This window comes from Streptomyces sp. NPDC013157 (assembly GCF_042899865.1).
Classification (GTDB): domain Bacteria; phylum Actinomycetota; class Actinomycetes; order Streptomycetales; family Streptomycetaceae; genus Streptomyces.
The window spans coordinates 226,267-245,064 of record NZ_JBIBAK010000001.1 but is presented as its reverse complement, the minus strand read 5'-3'; the positions used below and the strand labels follow the sequence as shown (position 1 = coordinate 245,064).

Here is an 18,798-nt window from a genome sequence, read left to right as displayed (position 1 = left end):
CGCTCAGCCCTCCGGGATCTCGAACTTGCTGGTGCGCTGCATGCCGGCCGCGCGGCCCTTGCCGGAGATGACCAGGGCCATCTTGCGGCTGGCCTCGTCGATCATCTCGTCGCCGAGCATCGCGGAGCCCTTCTTGCCGCCCGCCTCGGACGTGTAGTAGTCGTACGCGTCCAGGATCAGCTCGGCGTGGTCGTAGTCCTCCTGCGACGGCGAGAAGATCTCGTTGGACGCCTCGACCTGGCCCGGGTGCAGCACCCACTTGCCGTCGAAGCCGAGCGCGGCGGCGCGCTGGGCGACCTCGCGGTAGCCGTCGATGTTGCGGATCTGGAGGTAGGGGCCGTCGATCGCCTGGAGGTTGTTGGCGCGGGCGGCCATCAGGATCTTCATCAGGATGTAGTGGTAGGCGTCCGCCGGGTAGCCGGGCGGCTGCTCGCCCACGACCAGCGACTTCATGTTGATGGACGCCATGAAGTCGGCCGGGCCGAAGATGATCGTCTCGACGCGCTGGGACGCGGTGGCGATCTCGTTGACGTTGTTGAGGCCCTGGGCGTTCTCGATCTGCGCCTCGATGCCGATCTTGCCGACCTCGAAGCCCATGGTCTTCTCGATCTGGGTGAGGAGGAGGTCGAGCGCGACGACCTGCTGGGCCGTCTGCACCTTCGGCAGCATGATGCAGTCGAGGTTCTGCCCGGCGCCCTCGACCACGGTCACGACGTCACGGTACGTCCACTCGGTCGTCCAGTCGTTGACCCGCACCACGCGCGTCTTGCCCGTCCAGTCGCCCTCGTTGAGGAACTTGACGATGGTGTGCCGCGCCTCGGGCTTGGCGAGCGGCGCGCACGCGTCCTCCAGGTCGAGGAAGACCTGGTCCGCCGGGAGACCCTGCGCCTTCTCCAGGAAGCGGGGGTTCGAACCGGGTACGGCCAGGCACGAGCGCCGCGGGCGGAGACGGTTGACGGTCGTCATGCGGGGACCTCCAGGGGGTCGAGCTTGTTCGCTTTCCGGATCTCGTCGACGATGCGGCCGATGATTCCGGTGATGTCGAAGTCCTTCGGGGTGAAGACCGCGGCCACTCCGGCTTCCCGCAGCTGCTCGGCATCACCGTTCGGGATGATGCCACCGGCGATCACGGGTATATCTGTGGCACCGGCCACACGGAGTCGTTCCAGGACGTCCGGGACCAGCTGGGCGTGCGACCCGGAGAGGATCGACAGGCCGACCGCGTGCACGTCCTCGGCGAGGGCCGCGTCCACGATCTGCTCGGGGGTGAGCCGGATGCCCTGGTAGACCACCTCGAAGCCGGCGTCCCGGGCGCGGACGGCGATCTGCTCGGCGCCGTTGGAGTGGCCGTCGAGACCCGGCTTGCCGACCAGGAAGCGCAGCTTGCCGCTGCCCAGGTCGCGTGCGGTGGCGTCCACCCTGGCCCGCACCTCGGCCAGCGCCGAGCCCGCCTCGACGGGAACGGCTATCGGAGCCGAGGAGACCCCGGTGGGCGCCCGGAACTCGCCGAACACCTCCCGGAGCGCGCCCGCCCACTCGCCGGTCGTGACGCCGGCCCGGGCGCACTCCAGGGTGGCCTCCATGAGGTTGTCGGTGCCCTTGGCGGCCTCCTTCAGCCGCTCCAGGGCCTTGCAGGGCCGCGGGTGGTTGAACGGCGGCTGGTAGCGCGTGTCGCGCCAGCGCCCGATCGCCTCGACGACCCGGGCCTCTACCGCCGGGTCGACCGTCTGGATCGCGGTGTCCAGGTCGGCCGTGAGCGGGTTCGGCTCGGTGGTCTCGAAGATGTTGACGCCGACGATCTTCTCCTGGCCGGACTCGATCCGGCCCCGCCGCTCGGCGTGCGACGCCACCAGCTGCGACTTCAGGTAGCCGGACTCGACGGCCGCCATGGCGCCGCCCATCTCCTGGATCCGGTCCATCTCCGCGAGCGAGTCCCCGACCAGCTGGGCGACCTTCGCCTCGATGACGTGCGAGCCCTCGAAGATGTCGTCGTACTCCAGCAGGTCGCTCTCATGGGCGAGCACCTGCTGGATGCGCAGCGACCACTGCTGGTCCCAGGGCCGGGGCAGGCCGAGGGCCTCGTTCCAGGCGGGAAGCTGCACGGCACGCGCGCGTGCGTCCTTCGAGAGCGTCACGGCGAGCATCTCCAGGACGATCCGCTGGACGTTGTTCTCCGGCTGCGCCTCGGTCAGCCCGAGCGAGTTCACCTGGACGCCGTACCGGAAGCGGCGCTGCTTGGGGTTCTCGATGCCGTACCGCTCGCGGGTGACCTGGTCCCAGATGCGGCCGAACGCCCGCATCTTGCACATCTCCTCGACGAACCGGACGCCGGCGTTCACGAAGAAGGAGATGCGGGCGACGACGTCACCCATGCGCTCCTGCGGCACCTGGCCGCTGTCGCGCACCGCGTCGAGGACGGCGACGGCGGTGGACATCGCGTACGCGATCTCCTGGACCGGCGTGGCGCCCGCCTCCTGCAGGTGGTAGCTGCAGATGTTGATCGGGTTCCACTTCGGGAGGTGGGAGACCGTGTACGCGATCATGTCCGTCGTCAGCCGGAGCGAGGGCCCCGGCGGGAAGACGTGCGTCCCCCGGGACAGGTACTCCTTGACGATGTCGTTCTGGGTCGTGCCCTGGAGCTTGGTGACGTCCGCGCCCTGCTCCTCCGCGACGACCTGGTAGAGCGCCAGCAGCCACATGGCGGTGGCGTTGATCGTCATCGAGGTGTTCATCTGCTCCAGGGGGATGTCCTGGAACAGCCGGCGCATGTCACCGAGGTGCGAGACGGGTACGCCCACCCGGCCGACCTCGCCGCGGGCGAGGATGTGGTCGGGGTCGTAGCCGGTCTGCGTCGGCAGGTCGAACGCCACCGACAGACCCGTCTGGCCCTTGGCGAGGTTGCGCCGGTACAGCTCGTTGGACGCCTCGGCCGTGGAGTGCCCGGCGTACGTGCGCATGAGCCACGGCCGGTCCTTCTCCCGCCTGCCTTCGGCATTCTGACGCTCAGTCATCTATGACCTCGGGTGTCTCAGATGTTGCGGAAGCGGTTGATGGCGTCGAGGTGCTTGGCACGCATCTCCCCGTCGCGCACGCCGAGGCCTTCCCCGGGGGCGAGGCAGAGGACGCCGACCTTGCCCTGGTGCAGGTTGCGGTGCACGTCGTAGGCGGCCTGGCCGGTCTCCTCCAGGGAGTAGACCTTCGACAGGGTGGGGTGGATCTTGCCCTTCGCGATCAGCCGGTTGGCCTCCCAGGCCTCGCGGTAGTTGGCGAAGTGCGAGCCGATGATCCGCTTCAGGGACATCCACAGGTAGCGGTTGTCGTACTCGTGGTTGTAGCCCGAGGTGGAGGCGCAGGTGACGATCGTGCCGCCCTTGCGGGTGACGTAGACGGAGGCACCGAAGGTCTCGCGGCCCGGGTGCTCGAAGACGATGTCGACGTCCTCGCCGCCGGTGAGTTCGCGGATGCGCTTGCCGAAGCGCTTCCACTCGCGCGGGTCCTGCTCCTGCTCGTTCTTCCAGAACTTGTAGCCCTCGGCGTTGCGGTCGATGATCGCCTCGGCGCCCATCGCGCGGCAGATGTCCGCCTTCTGCGGCGAGGACACGACACAGATGGGGTTGGCGCCGCCCGCGAGCGCGAACTGCGTGGCGTACGAGCCGAGCCCGCCGCTCGCGCCCCAGATCAGGACGTTGTCGCCCTGCTTCATGCCGGCGCCGTTGCGGGAGACCAGCTGGCGGTAGGCGGTGGAGTTGACCAGGCCCGGGGCGGCGGCCTCCTCCCAGCTGAGGTGGTCCGGCTTCGGCATCAGCTGGTTGGACTTGACGAGCGCGATCTCGGCGAGGCCGCCGAAGTTGGTCTCGAAGCCCCAGATGCGCTGCTCGGGGTCGAGCATCGTGTCGTTGTGGCCGTCGCTGGACTCCAGCTCCACGCTCAGGCAGTGCGCGACGACCTCGTCACCGGGCTTCCAGGCGTTGACGCCCGGGCCGGTGCGCAGGACGACGCCCGCGAGGTCGGAGCCGATGATGTGGTACGGCAGGTCGTGCCGCTTGGTGAGCTCGCTGAGCCGGCCGTAGCGCTCCAGGAAGCCGAACGTCGACAGCGGCTCGAAGATCGAGGTCCACACCGAGTTGTAGTTGACACTCGATGCCATGACGGCGACCAGGGCCTCGCCCGGACCCAGCTCGGGCAGGGGGACCTCGTCGAGGTGGATCGACTTGCGCGGGTCCTTGTCGCGGGTCTCCAGGCCCGCGAACATGTCCGTCTCGTCCTTGTGCACGGTGATCGCGCGGTACGACTCGGGGAGCGGCAGGGCGGCGAAGTCGGCCGGCGTCGAGTCCGGCGACTGGATGGCGTCCAGAATGGCCTGAGTGGTCACGGTGTTGCCTCCGGCGATGCTTGCGCCCCTTGAGGGAAGGGGCGCTGAGGGTTACGTCGGTGCTGCTGAGGGTTTCGGGAAAGATGCCGTCGGTTCGGCGGGGGTGGTGCTTCGGCAGCGCTTTGTGGCGCGGGAGGTTGCCTGTGACGCAGGCGTCCGGCGGGGTGGGCCGATGGGCTCACCGGGACAGGCCGAACACCTCGAAGGTATGACACCGCGTGTCAGGTGGCAAGGCACTGAGTGCCAGGAATCGCTCTCAGATGAAATCTTTACGTAACAAATGAGCGATGATCGATCAAACCTACTGACGGGTAGGGGAAAATGGCCCGTCTTGTGGGAGACGTCCGGATGCTGGGGGCGGGCTGTGGGGCGTCGATCACACGAACGGTGTGACGCACCCGGCAGCGCATGCCGGCGTCGGCGGCGGGGCGGCCGGTCGCCGGGGCCACCAACTCAGCCCGTCCGGCGATTGAGGACGAGCGGCGGAGCCGCGGTTCGGTGACCGCGACCCACCGCGACCGTCACGCTAGGAGCGCTCCTTCAGCGCCTGCTCGATGGTCCGCATCACTTCGTCCAGGGGCGCGTCGGTGCGAGCGACCGTCACCAGCACCTCCCCCTGCGAGGAGACCGAGGCCGGCGCGGCCGGGCGGGGCGCAGCCTCTCTGCCCGCCCCGATCCCGTTCCCGAACGTCTTCCGTACGATCGCGAAGGCATGGTCCAGCTGGAGCTCGACGTCCCCCTGGCCACCGGCCCGCAGCCAGCGCCGCAGCACGTGGTTGTGGGCGGTGACCACCGCCGACGCCGCGACCTCGGCCAGCAGCGGGTCGTCGTTCGCGTCGTCCGCGTGGGCGTGCTCGTCGAAGTGGCCGAGGAGGTAGCGGGTGAAGAGACGCTCGTAGCGGGCCACCGACGCGATCTCCGCCTCGCGCAGGGTGGGCACCTCGCGGGTGAGCTTGTAGCGGGCGACTGAGATGTCCGGCCGGCCCGCGTACATCTTCATGACTTCCTTGATGCCGCGGCACACCGTGTCGAGCGGGTGCTCGTGGGCCGGGGCCGCGTTCAGCACGGCCTCCGCGCGGATCAGTGTGTCGTCGTGGTCCGGGAAGATCGCCTCTTCCTTGGAGCGGAAGTGGCGGAAGAAGGTGCGGCGGGCGACCCCGGCCGCGGCCGCGATCTCGTCGACGGTGGTCGCCTCGTACCCCTTCGTCGCGAAGAGCTCCATCGCGGCGGCCGCCAGCTCCCGGCGCATCTTGAGCCGCTGAGCCGCCGCGCGGCTGCCCGCGGCGCTCTCCGGCGCGTCGGGCGTGGCGGGGGTACGTGAGGACTTGGCGGGCTGGGACATGACCCGAACGTACTGCATGTGCGCAGCTTGATGCGCAGGTCCGGGGTTTCCCCCACCCGCGAAGGGCGGGGGACCGTCGGCGGGGTCGAGCAGTCCGCCCCAGTCCTTCTCGTCCCGGAACCAGTCGCCGACGCCGTCAGCGGCGGGCATATTCGCGGAAGCCACGGCCGGTCTTGCGGCCGAGGCAGCCCGCGGCCACCAGGTGCTCCAGGAGCGGCGCGGGCGCGAGGCCCGGGTCGCGGAACTCCCGGTGCAGCACCTTCTCGATGGCGAGCGAGACGTCCAGGCCGACCACGTCCAGGAGCTCGAACGGGCCCATCGGGTAGCCGCCGCCGAGCTTCATCGCCGCGTCGATGTCGTCGAGGGACGCGTAGTGTTCCTCGACCATCTTGATCGCGTTGTTGAGATACGGGAACAGCAGCGCGTTGACGATGAACCCGGCCCGGTCGCCGCAGTCGACCGCGTGCTTCCTGATGCGGCCGCAGACCTCGCGGACGGTCGCGTGGACGTCCTCGCCGGTCAGCACGGTGCGGACGACCTCGACCAGCTTCATGGCCGGCGCGGGGTTGAAGAAGTGCATCCCGATCACGTCGTGCGGACGCGAGGTGGCGCGGGCGCAGGCGACGACCGGCAGCGAGGAGGTGGTGGTGGCCAGGACCGCGCCCGGCTTGCAGACCTTGTCCAGGGTCTGGAACAGCTGCCGCTTGACCTCCAGGTCCTCGGCGACCGCCTCGACGGCCAGGTCGACGTCCGCGAAGGCGTCGTACGAACCCGCCGGGGTGATCAGGTCCAGGGTCTGCGCGGCCGCCTCGGCGGTCATCCGGCCCTTGCCGACGGAGCGGTCCAGGGACTTGCCGATGCGGGCCTTCGCCGCCTGTGCCTTCTCCTCGCTGCGGGCGGCGAGGACGACCTCGTACCCGGCCTTGGCGAAGACCTCGGCGATCCCGGAGGCCATGGTGCCGGAGCCGGCGACGCCGACCGAGCGCACCGTACGGCCCGGGGTGAGCGCGGCGCCGTCCAGCGGGGTGAGCGCGTCCCGGACGACGGTGGCGCTGCCCGGGGCCTCGTAGGAGTAGAAGCCGCGGCCCGACTTGCGGCCGGTCAGGCCGGCCTCGCTGAGCTGCTTGAGGATGGGCGCCGGGGCGTGCAGGCGGTCGCGGGACTCGGCGTACATGGCCTCCAGGACCGTACGCGCCGTGTCGACGCCGATCAGGTCCAGCAGGGCCAGCGGGCCCATCGGCAGGCCGCAGCCGAGCCGCATGGCCGCGTCGATGTCCTCGCGGGAGGCGTACTTCGCCTCGTACATCGCGGCGGCCTGGTTGAGGTAGCCGAACAGCAGCCCGTCCGCGACGAACCCGGGGCGGTCGCCGACCGCGACCGGCTCCTTGCCCAGCTCGATCGCCAGGTCGGTGACGGCGGCGACGGCGCCCGGCGCGGTGAGCACCGAGGAGACCACCTCGACCAGCTTCATCGCCGGGGCCGGGTTGAAGAAGTGCAGGCCGAGGACGCGCTCGGGGCGGGCCGAGTCGGCGGCCAGCCGGGTCACGGAGAGCGCGTTGGTGCCGGTGGCGAGGATGGTCTCGGGGCGGACGATGCCGTCCAGCTCCCGCAGGACCTGGTGCTTGATGTCGTACGACTCCGGGACCACCTCGATGACGAGGTCGGCGTCGGCGGCGGCCGACAGGTCGGTGCCGGTGCGGACCCGGCCGAGGATGTCGGCGCGCTCCTGCTCGGTCAGCTTGCCGCGGGCCACGGCACGGGCGGTGGAGGACTCCAGCGCGGCGACGGACCGGGCGGCCTGGGCCTCGCCGACGTCGATGCCGATCACCTGGCGGCCGGCCCTCGCGAGGACCTCGGTGATACCGGTGCCCATGGTGCCGAGGCCGACGACGGCGATCGTCTGGAGCGGGGACAGGGAAGGGTCGGACTGGGGAGTGGCCATCGCGGGACTCCAGGAATGAGGGTGACGACTGGAAACGCGCCCGGGTGCGCCGAGGGGCGCACCGGGTGCGGAGAGAGCTGCGTGAATGCGGGTGGTGCCGGGCTGCGAGCGCACACGCCCGGTGCTGCCGCCACGGGCGCGCACACGCCCGGCAGCGGCGGATTCCGACCGGCCCTGTCCCGGAGCCGGGTCGTACTGCGGTACGAGGTACCGAACCGACCTTCGTACTCACGGCGGCTGCGTCACCAAACCGGCGTGAGCGTTAGTGCGAGTGGGTGACTCGCTCGATTGAGCTTAACCGGCGGGTAACGAGCGCGCCAGCCCTCCGACTTTGTGATGTACGTCCCTCGCTCACCGCAACCCCTCTACGCTGGGCTTCGTGGACGAAGAGTTGCGATCACTCACGGAGCGTTTGCGGCAGGAGTCGCAGGGGACGGCCGCCTTCGACCGGCTTCTGGCCACCGAGGACCACGACGCACTGGCGGAGGTGCTCACCGCGGCCGGACAGCCGCTGTGGGCCAGGGAGCTGGCGGCGTTCCGGCTGGGGGAGGCCGGTGACCGGCGGGCCTTCGAGACCCTGGTCCTCCTCCTCAACCACCGTGACCCACCCCGCTGCGCCTCCGCCGCCTACGCCCTCGCTCGCCTGCACGACCCGCGCACCGCCCGCGCGGCCGCCGCCCTCGCCACCAACGAACTCCGTGTCGCCTACGCCCTGCACCCCGTCCGTCTCCTGGTCGAACTCCGTGCCCCGGAGTCCGTCCCCGCCCTGATCACCACCCTGGAGCGCCGGCTGCGCCCGCACGACCCCTACCGCAGGGTCGCCCTCGCCTGCGTGGACGGTCTCGGCGCCCTCGGCGACACCCGCGCCCGCCGCGTCCTGACCGAGGCCCTGGCCCACCCCACCCTCGCCGAGGCGGCGGTCCAGGCCCTCGCCCGCATTCCTAGGCAGCGGTGATGCCGAGCTCCCTGACGTACCGCACCTCGGGCACCGGCACCCCGCCGACCTCGTACGGCTCCTCGGCGCCGTCGGCCGCGAAACCCGCGATCTCGTAGAACCGCCGGGCGCGCGCGTTCTCCTTCAGCACCCACAGGTACAGGCGCGGGTGCCCGGCGCACTGCTCCAGCACCGTCGCGAGCAGTGCCCGCCCGGCGCCCGTGCCGAGGTGTGCGGAGTCCACGTAGATGGCGTACAACTCGGCGTCACCGGTGCGCACTTCACCGTCCCGGTACGGCCCGTGCGCCGCCCACCCCACGATGGTGCCGCCTCGCACGGCGACCAGCTCCGTCACTCCGTCCCCGCCGTCCCGGAACCGGGCCCGGCGCCGCTCGGCGTCCCGCTCGACACCGAGCCCGTCCAGGAAGGGCTGCGGCATGAGGCCCCGGTAGGCGTACTGCCAGCCCCGGATGCGGATCTCCGAGACACGGTCGCAGTCGTCGAGGGTCATCGGGCGGATGCGGAGGGGGGCGTCGTTCATGGCGGCACCCTAGGCGGCGAACGGCCCCGGCGGCCCGGCGTTTCCGGGTCACCGGGGCCGCAGGTGCGCCGCTCAGCCGCGGAAGCCCAGCAGCCCGTGCAGGGTCGAGCCGCGGGACGACGTCGAGGCCGCCTTGGCGGTGAGGGGCTTCGGGTCGGGGGTCTTCCTGCAGACCGCGTCGACGGTGCCGGTGCCGTGCGGGACCGTGCCGTCGGTCAGGTAGGCGGCGAGGCGGGTGTCCAGGCAGGTGTTGCCGCTGAGCGTGATGCCGTGGTTGCCGCCGCCCTGCTCCACGACCAGGCTGGAGCCGGTCAGCAGGCGGTGGACCGTGACGCCGCCCTGGTAGGGGGTGGCCGCGTCGTCCGTCGCCTGGAAGAGGAGGACGGGCGGGAGCTTCGCGTTGGCGATGTTCGGCGGCTTGAGCGCCTTCGTCGGCCAGTACGCGCAGGACGCGTTGTACCAGGCGTTGTTCCAGACCATGAAGGGCGCCTTCGCGTACGCCGCCCAGTTGTCCTTGCGCCACTGGTTCCAGTCCCGCGGCCAGGAGGAGTCCCGGCACTGGACGGCCGCGTAGACGCTGTAGCCGTTGTCGCCGGACGCGTCGACGGCGGCGAAGTTCTGGTACGCCTCGACCAGGGCCGCCGTCTTCTTGCCGTTGACGTAGGCGGAGAACGCGTCGGCCAGGTAGGGCCAGTAGCCGTTGTAGTAGCCGCCGGGGATGAAGGTGTCCTCCAGCTCGGCGGCGCCCACCTTGCCGCCGGCCGGCTTCCTCGCCAGCGCGGCCCGCATGGCGTACCACTTGGCCTCGACCTTCTCCGGGTCGGTGCCGAGCTTGTACGTCGAGTCGTACTTCGCGATCCAGGCCATCAGGGCGCGCTGGCGGTCGTTGAAGGCGTAGTCCTGGCTCAGGTTGTCGTCGTACCAGACGCCCGTGGGGTCGACGATCGAGTCCAGGACCAGGCGGTGGATCCGGTCCGGGTGCAGCTTCGCGTAGACCGCGCCCAGGTAGGTGCCGTACGAGTAGCCGAAGTAGCTGATCTGCCGGGCGCCCAGGGCCTGGCGGACCGAGTCGAGGTCCTGTGCGGCGTCGACCGTGTCGAGGTACGGCAGCAGGTTCGCGTACTTCTTGCCGCAGGCCGCCGCGAACGAGCGCACCCGCTGGAGGTTCGCCTGTTCGAGGGCGGGGGTGGCCGGGACCGAGTCGGGGCGCACCGGCTTGAAGTAGCCGGGCGCGCAGTCGATCGCCGGGCTGCTCTTCCCGACGCCGCGCGGGTCGAAGCCGATGACGTCGTACTGGGCGGCCACCTTCTTGGGCAGCGTGGACGCCACGAAGCCCGCGAGGGCCAGCCCGCTGCCGCCGGGGCCCCCGGGGTTGACCAGCAGCGGCCCCTGAGAGGCCGACGCTGTGTGCGGGACGCGGGAGAGGGCGAGCGTGATCTGCCGCCCGCGCGGGTTGCGGTGGTCGAGGGGCACCTTGACCGAGCCGCACTGCAGCGTCGGGTAGTCGGTGGTGCCGCACTTCTTCCAGGTCACCGCGGAGACCTGGACGGGGGCTCGGGTGGCGGCGGTCGCGGGCAGGGCGGTGAACGAACCGGCCACGACGGCGGCGACGGCGCACAGCACGGCTGCGCGTGTTCGCATGGGTCCTCCCAGGACGGAGGGTCGCGGACCGCACGTGCCACGGTCCTCGCCGCATCGTCCCGGAAACGGGGCCCGGAAGAACGCATTCTGACGATGAATGACCCAATTGGTCCGAGGCTTGCGCCCGAACGCCACCGGGTCCGCAAGCCGGTCAGAGCAGGGTGAGCTGGGTCGGCTCCGGCAGCGCCGGCTCCTCCTCCGCCGCCGGTACCGGGATCCGGCGGGCGGTGCCCGCGCGGTTCGGCCCGATGCCGTACTCCTCGGCCAGCTCGTGCACCTGACGGGTGATCCGGCGCTGGTACCACTTGGGCGCGTAGGCGCCCTCCGCGTACAGCCGCTCGTAGCGCCGCACCAGGTGCGGGTGGTGGGCCGCGAGCCAGCTCATGAACCACTCGCGGGCGCCCGGCCGCAGATGCAGCACCAGGGGCGTCACCGAGGTGGCCCCGGCCGCCGCGACGGCCCGCACGGTGGCCCGGAGCTGGGCCGGGTGGTCGCCGAGGAAGGGGATCACCGGCGCCATCAGGACCCCGCAGCCGATACCGGCCCCGGCGAGGGCGCGGACGACGTCCAGGCGGCGCTCGGGGGCCGGGGTGCCCGGCTCCACCGTGCGCCACAGCTCGGGGTCGACGAAGCCGACCGAGACCGAGATGCCGACGTCCGTCACGTCCGCCGCCCGGCGCAGCAGGTCCAGGTCGCGCAGGATCAGGGTGCCCTTGGTCAGGATCGAGAACGGGTTGGCGTGCTCGGTGAGGGCGGAGATGATCCCCGGCATCAGCCGGTAGCGGCCCTCGGCGCGCTGGTAGCAGTCGACGTTGGTGCCCATCGCGATGTGGTCGCCGAGCCAGCGGCGCGAGCCCAGCTGGCGGCGGAGCAGGTCCGGCGCGTTGACCTTGACCACGATCTGGGTGTCGAAGCCGATCCCGGTGTCCAGGTCCAGGTAGCTGTGGGTCTTGCGGGCGAAGCAGTACACGCACGCGTGCGAGCAGCCCCGGTACGGGTTCACCGTCCACTCGAACGGCATCCGCGAGGCGCCCGGCACCCGGTTGATGATCGACCGTGCCCGCACCTCGTGGAACGTGATTCCCCGGAATTCAGGCGTGTCGAAGGTCCGGGTCGTGACCGCGTCCGCGCCGAACAACGCGGCCCCGGCCCGGCCGTGACCGGCCTCCTCGGTGAGGTTCTCCCAGCGCATGACGCCTCCTCGGTAGCACTGCACAGAGAATAGAACATCTGTTCCCATGATCGTGCGAACGATCTGTGGAGACCGCGCGGACGCCGTTTCCGATCACGTTTCCGATCGCTTGCGGCACCCCGATTTGGGCGGCCGGGTGCCGGGGTGGTTGGCTTGGCGCAACCCCGAGAACTCAGGTGCTGGAGGAAAGCGATGGCGCAGGTCGAGGCCACTACGGAGCGGGTCGTCACCGCGGACGCGGAGACGGTGTTCGACGCGATCGCCGACTACAGCGGCACGCGCGCGAAGCTGCTCCCCGAACACTTCAGCGAGTACGAGGTGCGCGAGGGCGGCGACGGCGAGGGCACCCTCGTCCACTGGAAGCTGCAGGCCACCAGCAAGCGGGTCCGGGACTGCCTCCTGGAGGTCAGCGAGCCCACCGACGGCGAGCTGGTCGAGAAGGACCGCAACTCCTCCATGGTCACCACCTGGCGCGTCACCCCGGCCGGCGAGGGGAAGTCCAAGGTCGTCGTGCACACCACCTGGCAGGGTGCCGGCGGCATCGGCGGCTTCTTCGAGAAGACCTTCGCGCCCAAGGGCCTCGGTCGGATCTATGACGCCGTGCTCGACAAGCTCGCCACCGAGGTCGAGAAGTAGTACCGGTTCGTGCGGAGGTGAGCAACCTCCGGACGGACAGGGGGCGTTGGCTCCCTCACCGGTTCGAGTGGATCTCCGGACCGACCGGTCTCGTGCCGTAACTCGTCGTGCTTGCTCGCAGTTGTCGCCCTACGGGAAATAAGGCGGCAATTGTGCGCAGGTGCGACGAGGGGAGCGGTACGTGGGCGGAACGACGCTGGTGCAGTACGAGGAGCCGGCCGCGGTGTCCGCGGACCCCGTGCCGCAACCCGCCCCGGTCGCCGGACTCGGGCCGCGCCGCACCCGGCTGGTGTTCTGCGGGCTGATGCTCGCCCTGCTCCTCGCCGCGCTGGACCAGATGATCGTCGCCACCGCGCTGCCGAAGATCGTCGGTGAACTGCACGGCCTGGACAAGATGTCCTGGGCGATCACCGCCTACCTGCTCACCTCCACCGTCGGCCTCCCCGTCTACGGCAAGCTCGGCGACCTCATCGGCCGCAAGGGCGTCTTCCAGTTCGCCATCCTCGTCTTCGCCGTCGGGTCCGCGCTGGCCGGACGGGCGCAGAACATGGACCAGCTGATCGCCTTCCGCGCCGTCCAGGGCGTCGGCGCGGGCGGGTTGATGATCGGAGTGCAGGCGATCATCGCCGACATCGTGCCGCCCCGGCAGCGCGGCCGCTTCATGGGCCTGATCGGCGCCGCCTTCGGCCTCGCCTCCGTCGCCGGGCCGCTGCTCGGCGGCTACTTCACCGACCACCTCTCCTGGCGCTGGTGCTTCTACGTCAACGTGCCCTTCGGGCTGATCACGCTGGCCGTCATCACCCTCGTGCTCAAGCTGCCGAAGCCTCAGTTCCGCGCCCGTTTCGACGTGCTGGGCACCCTGCTGCTCGCCGCCGCCTCGACCTGCCTGGTACTGCTCACCAGTTGGGGCGGGACGGAGCACGCCTGGGGCTCGCGCGTCATCCTGGGGCTGGGCGCGGGCGCGTTGGCCGCCGGGGTGCTGTTCGCCGTCGCCGAGTACCACGCGGCCGAACCCCTCATCCCGCTGCGGCTGTTCCGCGACTCCGTCTTCAACGTCACCGGCCTGGTCGGACTGGTCGTCGGGGTCGCCCTGTTCGGCGCCGCCAGCTATCTGCCGACCTTCCTGCAGATGGTCGACGGCGCCTCGGCGACCGGGTCCGGGCTGCTGATGCTGCCCATGATGGGCGGGATCGTCGGCGCCTCGATCGTCGCGGGACAGCTCATCAGCCTCACCGGGCACTACCGGGTCTACCCGGTGCTCGGCGGCGCCGTGTCCGTGGTGGGCATGTGGCTGCTGTCCCGCCTCGAAGTCGGCACCCCGCGCTGGCAGTACAGCATCTGGATGGCCGTCCTCGGCGCCGGGATCGGCATGGTGATGCCGGTGCTCGTCCTCGCCGTGCAGAACTCCGTACGGCCCGCCGACCTCGGCACCGCCACCAGCGCCAACAACTACTTCCGGCAGATCGGCGGCAGCGTCGGCGCCGCCGTCTTCGGCACCCTCTTCGCCGACCGGCTCACCGACGCCCTGCACGAACGCCTCCCCGCCCATGCCGGCGCCCGCCTGCCCGACCCCGAGTCCCTCACCCCGCAGCTCGTCCACGCGCTGCCCCCCGCGCTGCGCGACGCCTACATCCGCGCCTACGCCGACGCGATGCCCAGGATCTTCCTCTACCTGGTCCCGGTTCTCGTCCTCGGCCTGCTCGTCGCCTGCTTCCTCAAGGAGAAACCGCTGGTGTCCCACCCCACCGCCGAAACGGAACCGACATCCGCCAACGCCCCGATCCCGCCGGCCCGGTCGCCCCGCACCGGCGCCGGGGTCCCGGTCTGCGGCACGGTGCAGCACCCCGACGGGACCGTGGTGCCGCGCGCCGCGCTCACCCTCATCGACGCCGTCGGCCGGCAGGTCGGCCGCGGCGCCAGCGCCGAGGACGGCCGTTACGCGCTGGCCACGCCCGGCACCGGGTCCTACGTCCTGATCGCCGCCGCCGGCGGCCACCAGCCGCAGGCCGTCTCCGTGACGGTCGGCGAACGGCCCGTCGAGCTGGACGTCGTCCTCGGCGGCGCCGGGCGGCTCGCGGGCAGCGTGCTCACCGCCGACGGCACCCCCGTGCGGGACGCCACCGTCACCCTCACCAACGTGCACGGCGAGGTCGTCGCCGCCGTCCGCAGCGGCCGCGAGGGCGGCTACGTGATCACCGAGCTGGTGGCCGGCGAGTACACCCTCGCCGCCAGCGCCCCCGCCTTCCGCCCGGCCGCCCTCCCGGTCACCGTCCAAGCCTCCCGGGAGACCCGGCAGAACGTCGAACTCGCGGGCGGCGCCGTGCTGAAGGGCACGGTCCGGGCCGGGGGCGGCCGTCCGGTGGAGGACGCCCGGGTGACGCTGCTCGACGCCGCCGGGAACGTGGTGGACACCTTGACCACCGGCGCCGACGGAACGTTCCGGTTCGTCGACCTCTCCTCCGGCGAGTACACCGTCATCGCCGCAGGTTACCCACCGGTCGCCACGGTCCTGCAGGTCGCGGGCGGCGGCCGTACCGAACGGGACCTCCAGCTCGGCCACGAGGACTGAGAAGAGGACCGGCAGGGGAGCGGCCGCGCACGGCCGCGGGGCGCGGACCTGCGCGCCGGTGCGATCGGGTGAAACCAATTCCAGGATTGGCACACATCGCAACGGGCGGCCACCGTACCGTAGTGGCGGGCGGCACAGATCTTTTGCGGAGCCGTGGGGAGAGAGGGCCTGGGCCATGGACCATGGCAGCGAGCGGGACACACATCCCGGCCTCGGTGCTGGGGACGGCGCGTCGGGCCGCATCCCCCTGGCCGTGGTCGTCGTCGACCGCGACGGCGACGTCTCGCACTGGAGCACCGGCGCCCGGCGGCTCTTCGGCGCCGCCAAGGAGGAGGCCATCGGCCGCTCCGTCCTCGACCTGCTGCCCGTCTCCGGCGCGCTCCCCGAGGACGACGAGATCACCCCGTACGGCGCCTACGCGGCGTACGACGGACTCGGCCCCGACCTGGAGTCCTCCCTCGACGGGCGGCTCAACTTCCCGGCCGCCGGCCGCGCCCGGCTCACCGTGCCGGACCACGACCGCGTCGACGTGCTCTGGTGGGCCTACCCGCTGGTCGGCCCGGGGAACGAGCGGCTGCTGGTGCTCGCCGCCGACGCCGAGCGGCTGCGCCAGGCCGAACGCGACGAGGGCATCGCCTTCGAGCGCATCGCACCCGGCTTCGCCCTGCACACCGACTTCCCCGGCGCGGAGGAGCTGGCCCGCAGGCTGCCCGAGATCCTGCCCAGCATGAGCGTCGACGAAAGCGCCCGGATCGTCGCCCAGGTCCTCGAACTCGGCTATCCCATCCTGGAGTTCAGCCAGAACGACCGGGTGCCCGTGACCCCCGACTGGGGTGTCGCCCGGCGCACCGAGCGGATGGCACGCCGGGAGCGCGCGGCGCGGGTCGCCGCCCAGGGGCTGCCGGTGCCCGCCGAACTCGCCGACGACGAGGGCGAGGACCTGGAGTACACGGCCGTCCGCGAACGCCTCGAATTCCTCACCGAGGTCAGCGGGAAGATCGGCACCTCGCTCGACCTGTCCCGCACCATCGTCGAGGTCAGCAGAGCCGTCGTACCCCGCTTCACCGATGTCGCGGGCACCTACCTGCGTGAACAGGTGGTCGCCGGCGAGGGGTTCCCGGACGGCGTGCCCGACACCACCACCATGTGGCACCGGGTCGCCCTGGAGCACACCGACGAACCCGGCCGCTGGGACGACGTCGTCCCCGTCGGCGAGGCCATGCCGTTCCCGGCGCACACCCCGTTCTTCCAGTGCATGACCACCGGTGAACCGGTCCTGGTACCGCGGATCAGCGTGGAGATGGGTCACGCCATCGCCTCCCAGTTCGAGAAGCGTGACATCCGGCCGCTGATCACCGGCCGCTCGATGCTGGTCGTACCGCTCAAGGCACGCAATGTCGTGCTCGGCTTCATGATCCTGCTGCGCCACCCCGAGCGCGAGATGTTCAACGACATGGACCGGGTCACCGGCGCCGAACTCGCCGCCCGCGCCGGGCTCGTGCTCGACAACGCGCGCATGTACACGTACCAGGAGAGCGTCGCCGAGACCCTCCAGGACAGCATGCTGCCGCACATCCCGCCGCGCATGGCGGGCTGCGACATCGCCACCCGCTATCTGCCGGGCACCCTGCTCGGCCGCGTCGGCGGCGACTGGTTCGACTCCGTGAAACTCCCCGGCGCCCGCACCGCCCTGGTCGTCGGCGACGTGATGGGCCACGGCCTCAACTCGGCCGCGATGATGGGCCAGTTGCGGACCGCCGTGCAGACCATGGCGGCCTTGGACCTGCCGCCCGCCCAACTCCTGCGCAACCTCGACGACCTGGCGCAGCGCCTCGGCGACGGCTACCTCGCCACCTGCCTCTACGCCGTCTACGACCCGATCGAGAGCGAGCTGCACCTCGCCAACGCGGGCCACATCCCTCCCGTGCTGGTCCGTGCGGTCGACGGGCGCAGCGAACTCCTCGACCTGCCCACCGGGGCGCCCATAGGCGTCGGCGGGGTCGCCTTCGAGTCGCTGCGGGTGCGGGTGGAACCCGGCGACCGGCTGGTCATGTGCACCGACGGACTGGTCGAGATGCGCGGCGAGGACATCGGCGTCGGCCTCGCCACCCTCTGCGAGTCCGCCGCCCACCCGGCCGCCTCCATGGACGACGCCTGCGACACCATCATCCGCGCCCTCAACACCCGCGGCGGCCGCAAGGACGACGTGGCGCTGCTGATGGCCCGCCTCAACGGCATCGCGCCCGAGGACGTCGCGGAGTGGCGGCTCGCCCTCGACCCCGCCGAGGTCCGCCGGGCCCGCGCCGTCGTCCGCGAGCAGCTCCACGACTGGGGTCTCGCCCGGCTCGCCGACCCGGCCGAACTCATGGTCAGCGAACTCGTCACCAACGCCGTACGGCACTCCCACAGCCGCCCGGTGCAGCTCCGGCTGATCCGCGGCGAGACCCTGCTCTGCGAGGTCGACGACGACGACCACACTCTGCCGACCCTGCTCGGCACGGACCCCGGCGCCGAGGCCGGACGCGGACTGCGGGTGGTCGCCACGCTGGCCCGGGAGTGGGGCACCAGCCGTACGACCGCCGGGAAGACCGTCTGGTTCGAACTCACCGCACGGCGCCGCTGACCCGGGCACCGCAGACCCGCGGGCGCACGTCCGTCGAACGCGGGGTGAAGGAACGCGCCGGGCGCTTGTGGCCGAAACGCGCGCAGGGTAAACCGTACTGGCCCGTCACTTACGACGGGTCATAGACGGCTGCATCCTGGGGAGTTGGGCCATGAGCGTGACGAGTCGCTACCGCAGTGCCTGGGAGGGCTTCTGGCGCGAGGCGCCCGACGAACCGGGGGCGGTGTTCTGGGACGCCGAACCGGCCGTGACCGCCGCCGTCCATGTCGCCCTCTTCGAGCCCCACCTCACCGACCCCGGCCTGCCCCTGGTCGACCTGGGCTGCGGCAACGGCACCCAGACCCGCTTCCTCGCCGACCGGTTCCCGCGCGTCCTCGGCACCGACATATCCGAGGCCGCCCTGGACCACGCCCGGCACGCCGACCCGGGCGGACAGGCCGGCTACCGGCTGCTCGACGCGGCCGAGAAGAGCGAGGCCCAGGCCCTGCACGCGGAGCTCGGCGACGCCAACGTCTACATGCGGGGCGTCCTGCACCAGTGCGAACCCGACGACCGGCAGCCGTTGATCGACACCATCGCCACCCTCGTCGGCAGCCGCGGCCGGGCCTTCCTCGTCGAGCTCGCCGAGGCGGCCGGGCCCGTCCTCGGCGGCCTCGCCCAGAGCCCGTCGGGACCGCCGCCCAAGCTCGCCCCGGTCTTCCGGCACGGCATCGCCCCCGGCGAGGTCGCCGACGCCGCGGTCCTGGAGTACCTGCGCAACGCCGGCCTCGCCGTCCTCGCGACCGGCGAACTTCCTCTGACCACGACCGAGGTCACGCCGGACGGCGAACTGATCGTCCTGCCGTCCAAGTGGGTGCTGGCGGGACGGGAGAACTGAGGGACGGGACGCGGCCGCCGCGCCGGGCCACCGCCCGGCGGCCAACCCGCCGGGCGCACCGTGGCCCCCGACCCTTCCGGTACGGCACCACAGCGGAGAATCCTGCATGATCCTGATGCAGAGTTGCCA

At 71.4% G+C, this 18,798-nt stretch carries 13 protein-coding genes; 5 read left to right on the top strand and 8 right to left on the bottom strand.

The features are described from left to right. Positions 1-3: 3 nt before the first annotated feature. The 5 genes from ACFY6U_RS01085 to ACFY6U_RS01065 all read right to left on the bottom strand — a co-directional run bounded on the left by ACFY6U_RS01085 (position 4) and on the right by ACFY6U_RS01065 (position 7,656). Entirely contained in the window at positions 4-966 is a 963-nt protein-coding gene (locus ACFY6U_RS01085; protein ID WP_361299735.1) for a CoA ester lyase, read from the bottom strand. Beyond that, entirely contained in the window at positions 963-3,011 is a 2,049-nt protein-coding gene (locus tag ACFY6U_RS01080) for a protein meaA (protein WP_390034447.1), read from the bottom strand. Before ACFY6U_RS01080 ends, ACFY6U_RS01085 begins: the two co-directional genes overlap by 4 nt. A 17-nt stretch (positions 3,012-3,028) precedes the next feature. Continuing rightward, positions 3,029-4,372 (bottom strand): crotonyl-CoA carboxylase/reductase, encoded by a 1,344-nt coding sequence (gene ccrA / locus ACFY6U_RS01075; RefSeq protein ID WP_390034446.1) that lies wholly within the window; start codon positions 4,370-4,372, stop codon positions 3,029-3,031. A gap of 526 nt (positions 4,373-4,898) precedes the next feature. After that, positions 4,899-5,714, bottom strand: coding sequence for a TetR family transcriptional regulator (locus ACFY6U_RS01070; protein WP_390034445.1), 816 nt, complete (start codon positions 5,712-5,714; stop codon positions 4,899-4,901). A 136-nt stretch (positions 5,715-5,850) separates the two neighbouring features. Then, positions 5,851-7,656 (bottom strand): 3-hydroxyacyl-CoA dehydrogenase family protein, encoded by a 1,806-nt coding sequence (locus tag ACFY6U_RS01065; protein ID WP_390034444.1) that lies wholly within the window; start codon positions 7,654-7,656, stop codon positions 5,851-5,853. Positions 7,657-8,035: 379 nt separating this feature from the next. Between ACFY6U_RS01065 and ACFY6U_RS01060 the strand changes: the two genes are divergently transcribed. After that, positions 8,036-8,611, top strand: coding sequence for an adenylosuccinate lyase (locus ACFY6U_RS01060; protein WP_390034443.1), 576 nt, complete (start codon positions 8,036-8,038; stop codon positions 8,609-8,611). Here the strand turns inward: ACFY6U_RS01060 and ACFY6U_RS01055 are convergent. The 3 genes from ACFY6U_RS01055 to ACFY6U_RS01045 form a co-directional block, all read right to left on the bottom strand. Next, positions 8,598-9,131 (bottom strand): GNAT family N-acetyltransferase, encoded by a 534-nt coding sequence (locus ACFY6U_RS01055; protein ID WP_390034442.1) that lies wholly within the window; start codon positions 9,129-9,131, stop codon positions 8,598-8,600. The genes ACFY6U_RS01060 and ACFY6U_RS01055 overlap by 14 nt on opposite strands. A 72-nt stretch (positions 9,132-9,203) precedes the next feature. Next, positions 9,204-10,772, bottom strand: coding sequence for an alpha/beta hydrolase (locus ACFY6U_RS01050; RefSeq protein ID WP_390034441.1), 1,569 nt, complete (start codon positions 10,770-10,772; stop codon positions 9,204-9,206). Between the two features lie 151 nt (positions 10,773-10,923). Further along, on the bottom strand, positions 10,924-11,964 hold the full coding sequence (locus ACFY6U_RS01045; RefSeq protein WP_390034440.1) for an Rv2578c family radical SAM protein: 1,041 nt from the start codon (positions 11,962-11,964) through the stop codon (positions 10,924-10,926). Positions 11,965-12,156: 192 nt separating this feature from the next. Between ACFY6U_RS01045 and ACFY6U_RS01040 the strand changes: the two genes are divergently transcribed. From ACFY6U_RS01040 to ACFY6U_RS01025, 4 genes are all read left to right on the top strand, one after another. Beyond that, entirely contained in the window at positions 12,157-12,600 is a 444-nt protein-coding gene (locus tag ACFY6U_RS01040; RefSeq protein ID WP_390034439.1) for an SRPBCC family protein, read from the top strand. A 181-nt stretch (positions 12,601-12,781) separates the two neighbouring features. Next, positions 12,782-15,169 carry an MFS transporter gene (locus tag ACFY6U_RS01035; protein ID WP_390034438.1) on the top strand — a complete coding sequence of 796 codons (2,388 nt, stop codon included), beginning with the start codon at positions 12,782-12,784 and terminating at the stop codon, positions 15,167-15,169. A gap of 175 nt (positions 15,170-15,344) precedes the next feature. Then, positions 15,345-17,792: a SpoIIE family protein phosphatase gene (locus ACFY6U_RS01030; protein WP_390034437.1), complete on the top strand. Its 2,448-nt coding sequence runs from the start codon at positions 15,345-15,347 to the stop codon at positions 17,790-17,792. Positions 17,793-17,943: 151 nt separating this feature from the next. After that, positions 17,944-18,669, top strand: coding sequence for a class I SAM-dependent methyltransferase (locus ACFY6U_RS01025; RefSeq protein WP_390034436.1), 726 nt, complete (start codon positions 17,944-17,946; stop codon positions 18,667-18,669). The last annotated feature ends 129 nt before the right edge of the window (positions 18,670-18,798 follow it).

Excerpts from the sequence above, each read along its gene's own strand:
- ACFY6U_RS01085 (WP_361299735.1), bottom strand. The coding sequence starts at position 966 with ATGACGACCGTCAACCGTCTCCGCCCGCGGCGCTCGTGCCTGGCCGTA.
- ACFY6U_RS01080 (WP_390034447.1), bottom strand. The coding sequence starts at position 3,011 with ATGACTGAGCGTCAGAATGCCGAAGGCAGGCGGGAGAAGGACCGGCCG.
- ACFY6U_RS01070 (WP_390034445.1), bottom strand. The coding sequence starts at position 5,714 with ATGTCCCAGCCCGCCAAGTCCTCACGTACCCCCGCCACGCCCGACGCG.
- ACFY6U_RS01065 (WP_390034444.1), bottom strand. The coding sequence starts at position 7,656 with ATGGCCACTCCCCAGTCCGACCCTTCCCTGTCCCCGCTCCAGACGATC.
- ACFY6U_RS01055 (WP_390034442.1), bottom strand. The coding sequence starts at position 9,131 with ATGAACGACGCCCCCCTCCGCATCCGCCCGATGACCCTCGACGACTGC.
- ACFY6U_RS01050 (WP_390034441.1), bottom strand. The coding sequence starts at position 10,772 with ATGCGAACACGCGCAGCCGTGCTGTGCGCCGTCGCCGCCGTCGTGGCC.
- ACFY6U_RS01045 (WP_390034440.1), bottom strand. The coding sequence starts at position 11,964 with ATGCGCTGGGAGAACCTCACCGAGGAGGCCGGTCACGGCCGGGCCGGG.
- ACFY6U_RS01040 (WP_390034439.1), top strand. The coding sequence starts at position 12,157 with ATGGCGCAGGTCGAGGCCACTACGGAGCGGGTCGTCACCGCGGACGCG.
- ACFY6U_RS01030 (WP_390034437.1), top strand. The coding sequence starts at position 15,345 with ATGGACCATGGCAGCGAGCGGGACACACATCCCGGCCTCGGTGCTGGG.
- ACFY6U_RS01025 (WP_390034436.1), top strand. The coding sequence starts at position 17,944 with ATGAGCGTGACGAGTCGCTACCGCAGTGCCTGGGAGGGCTTCTGGCGC.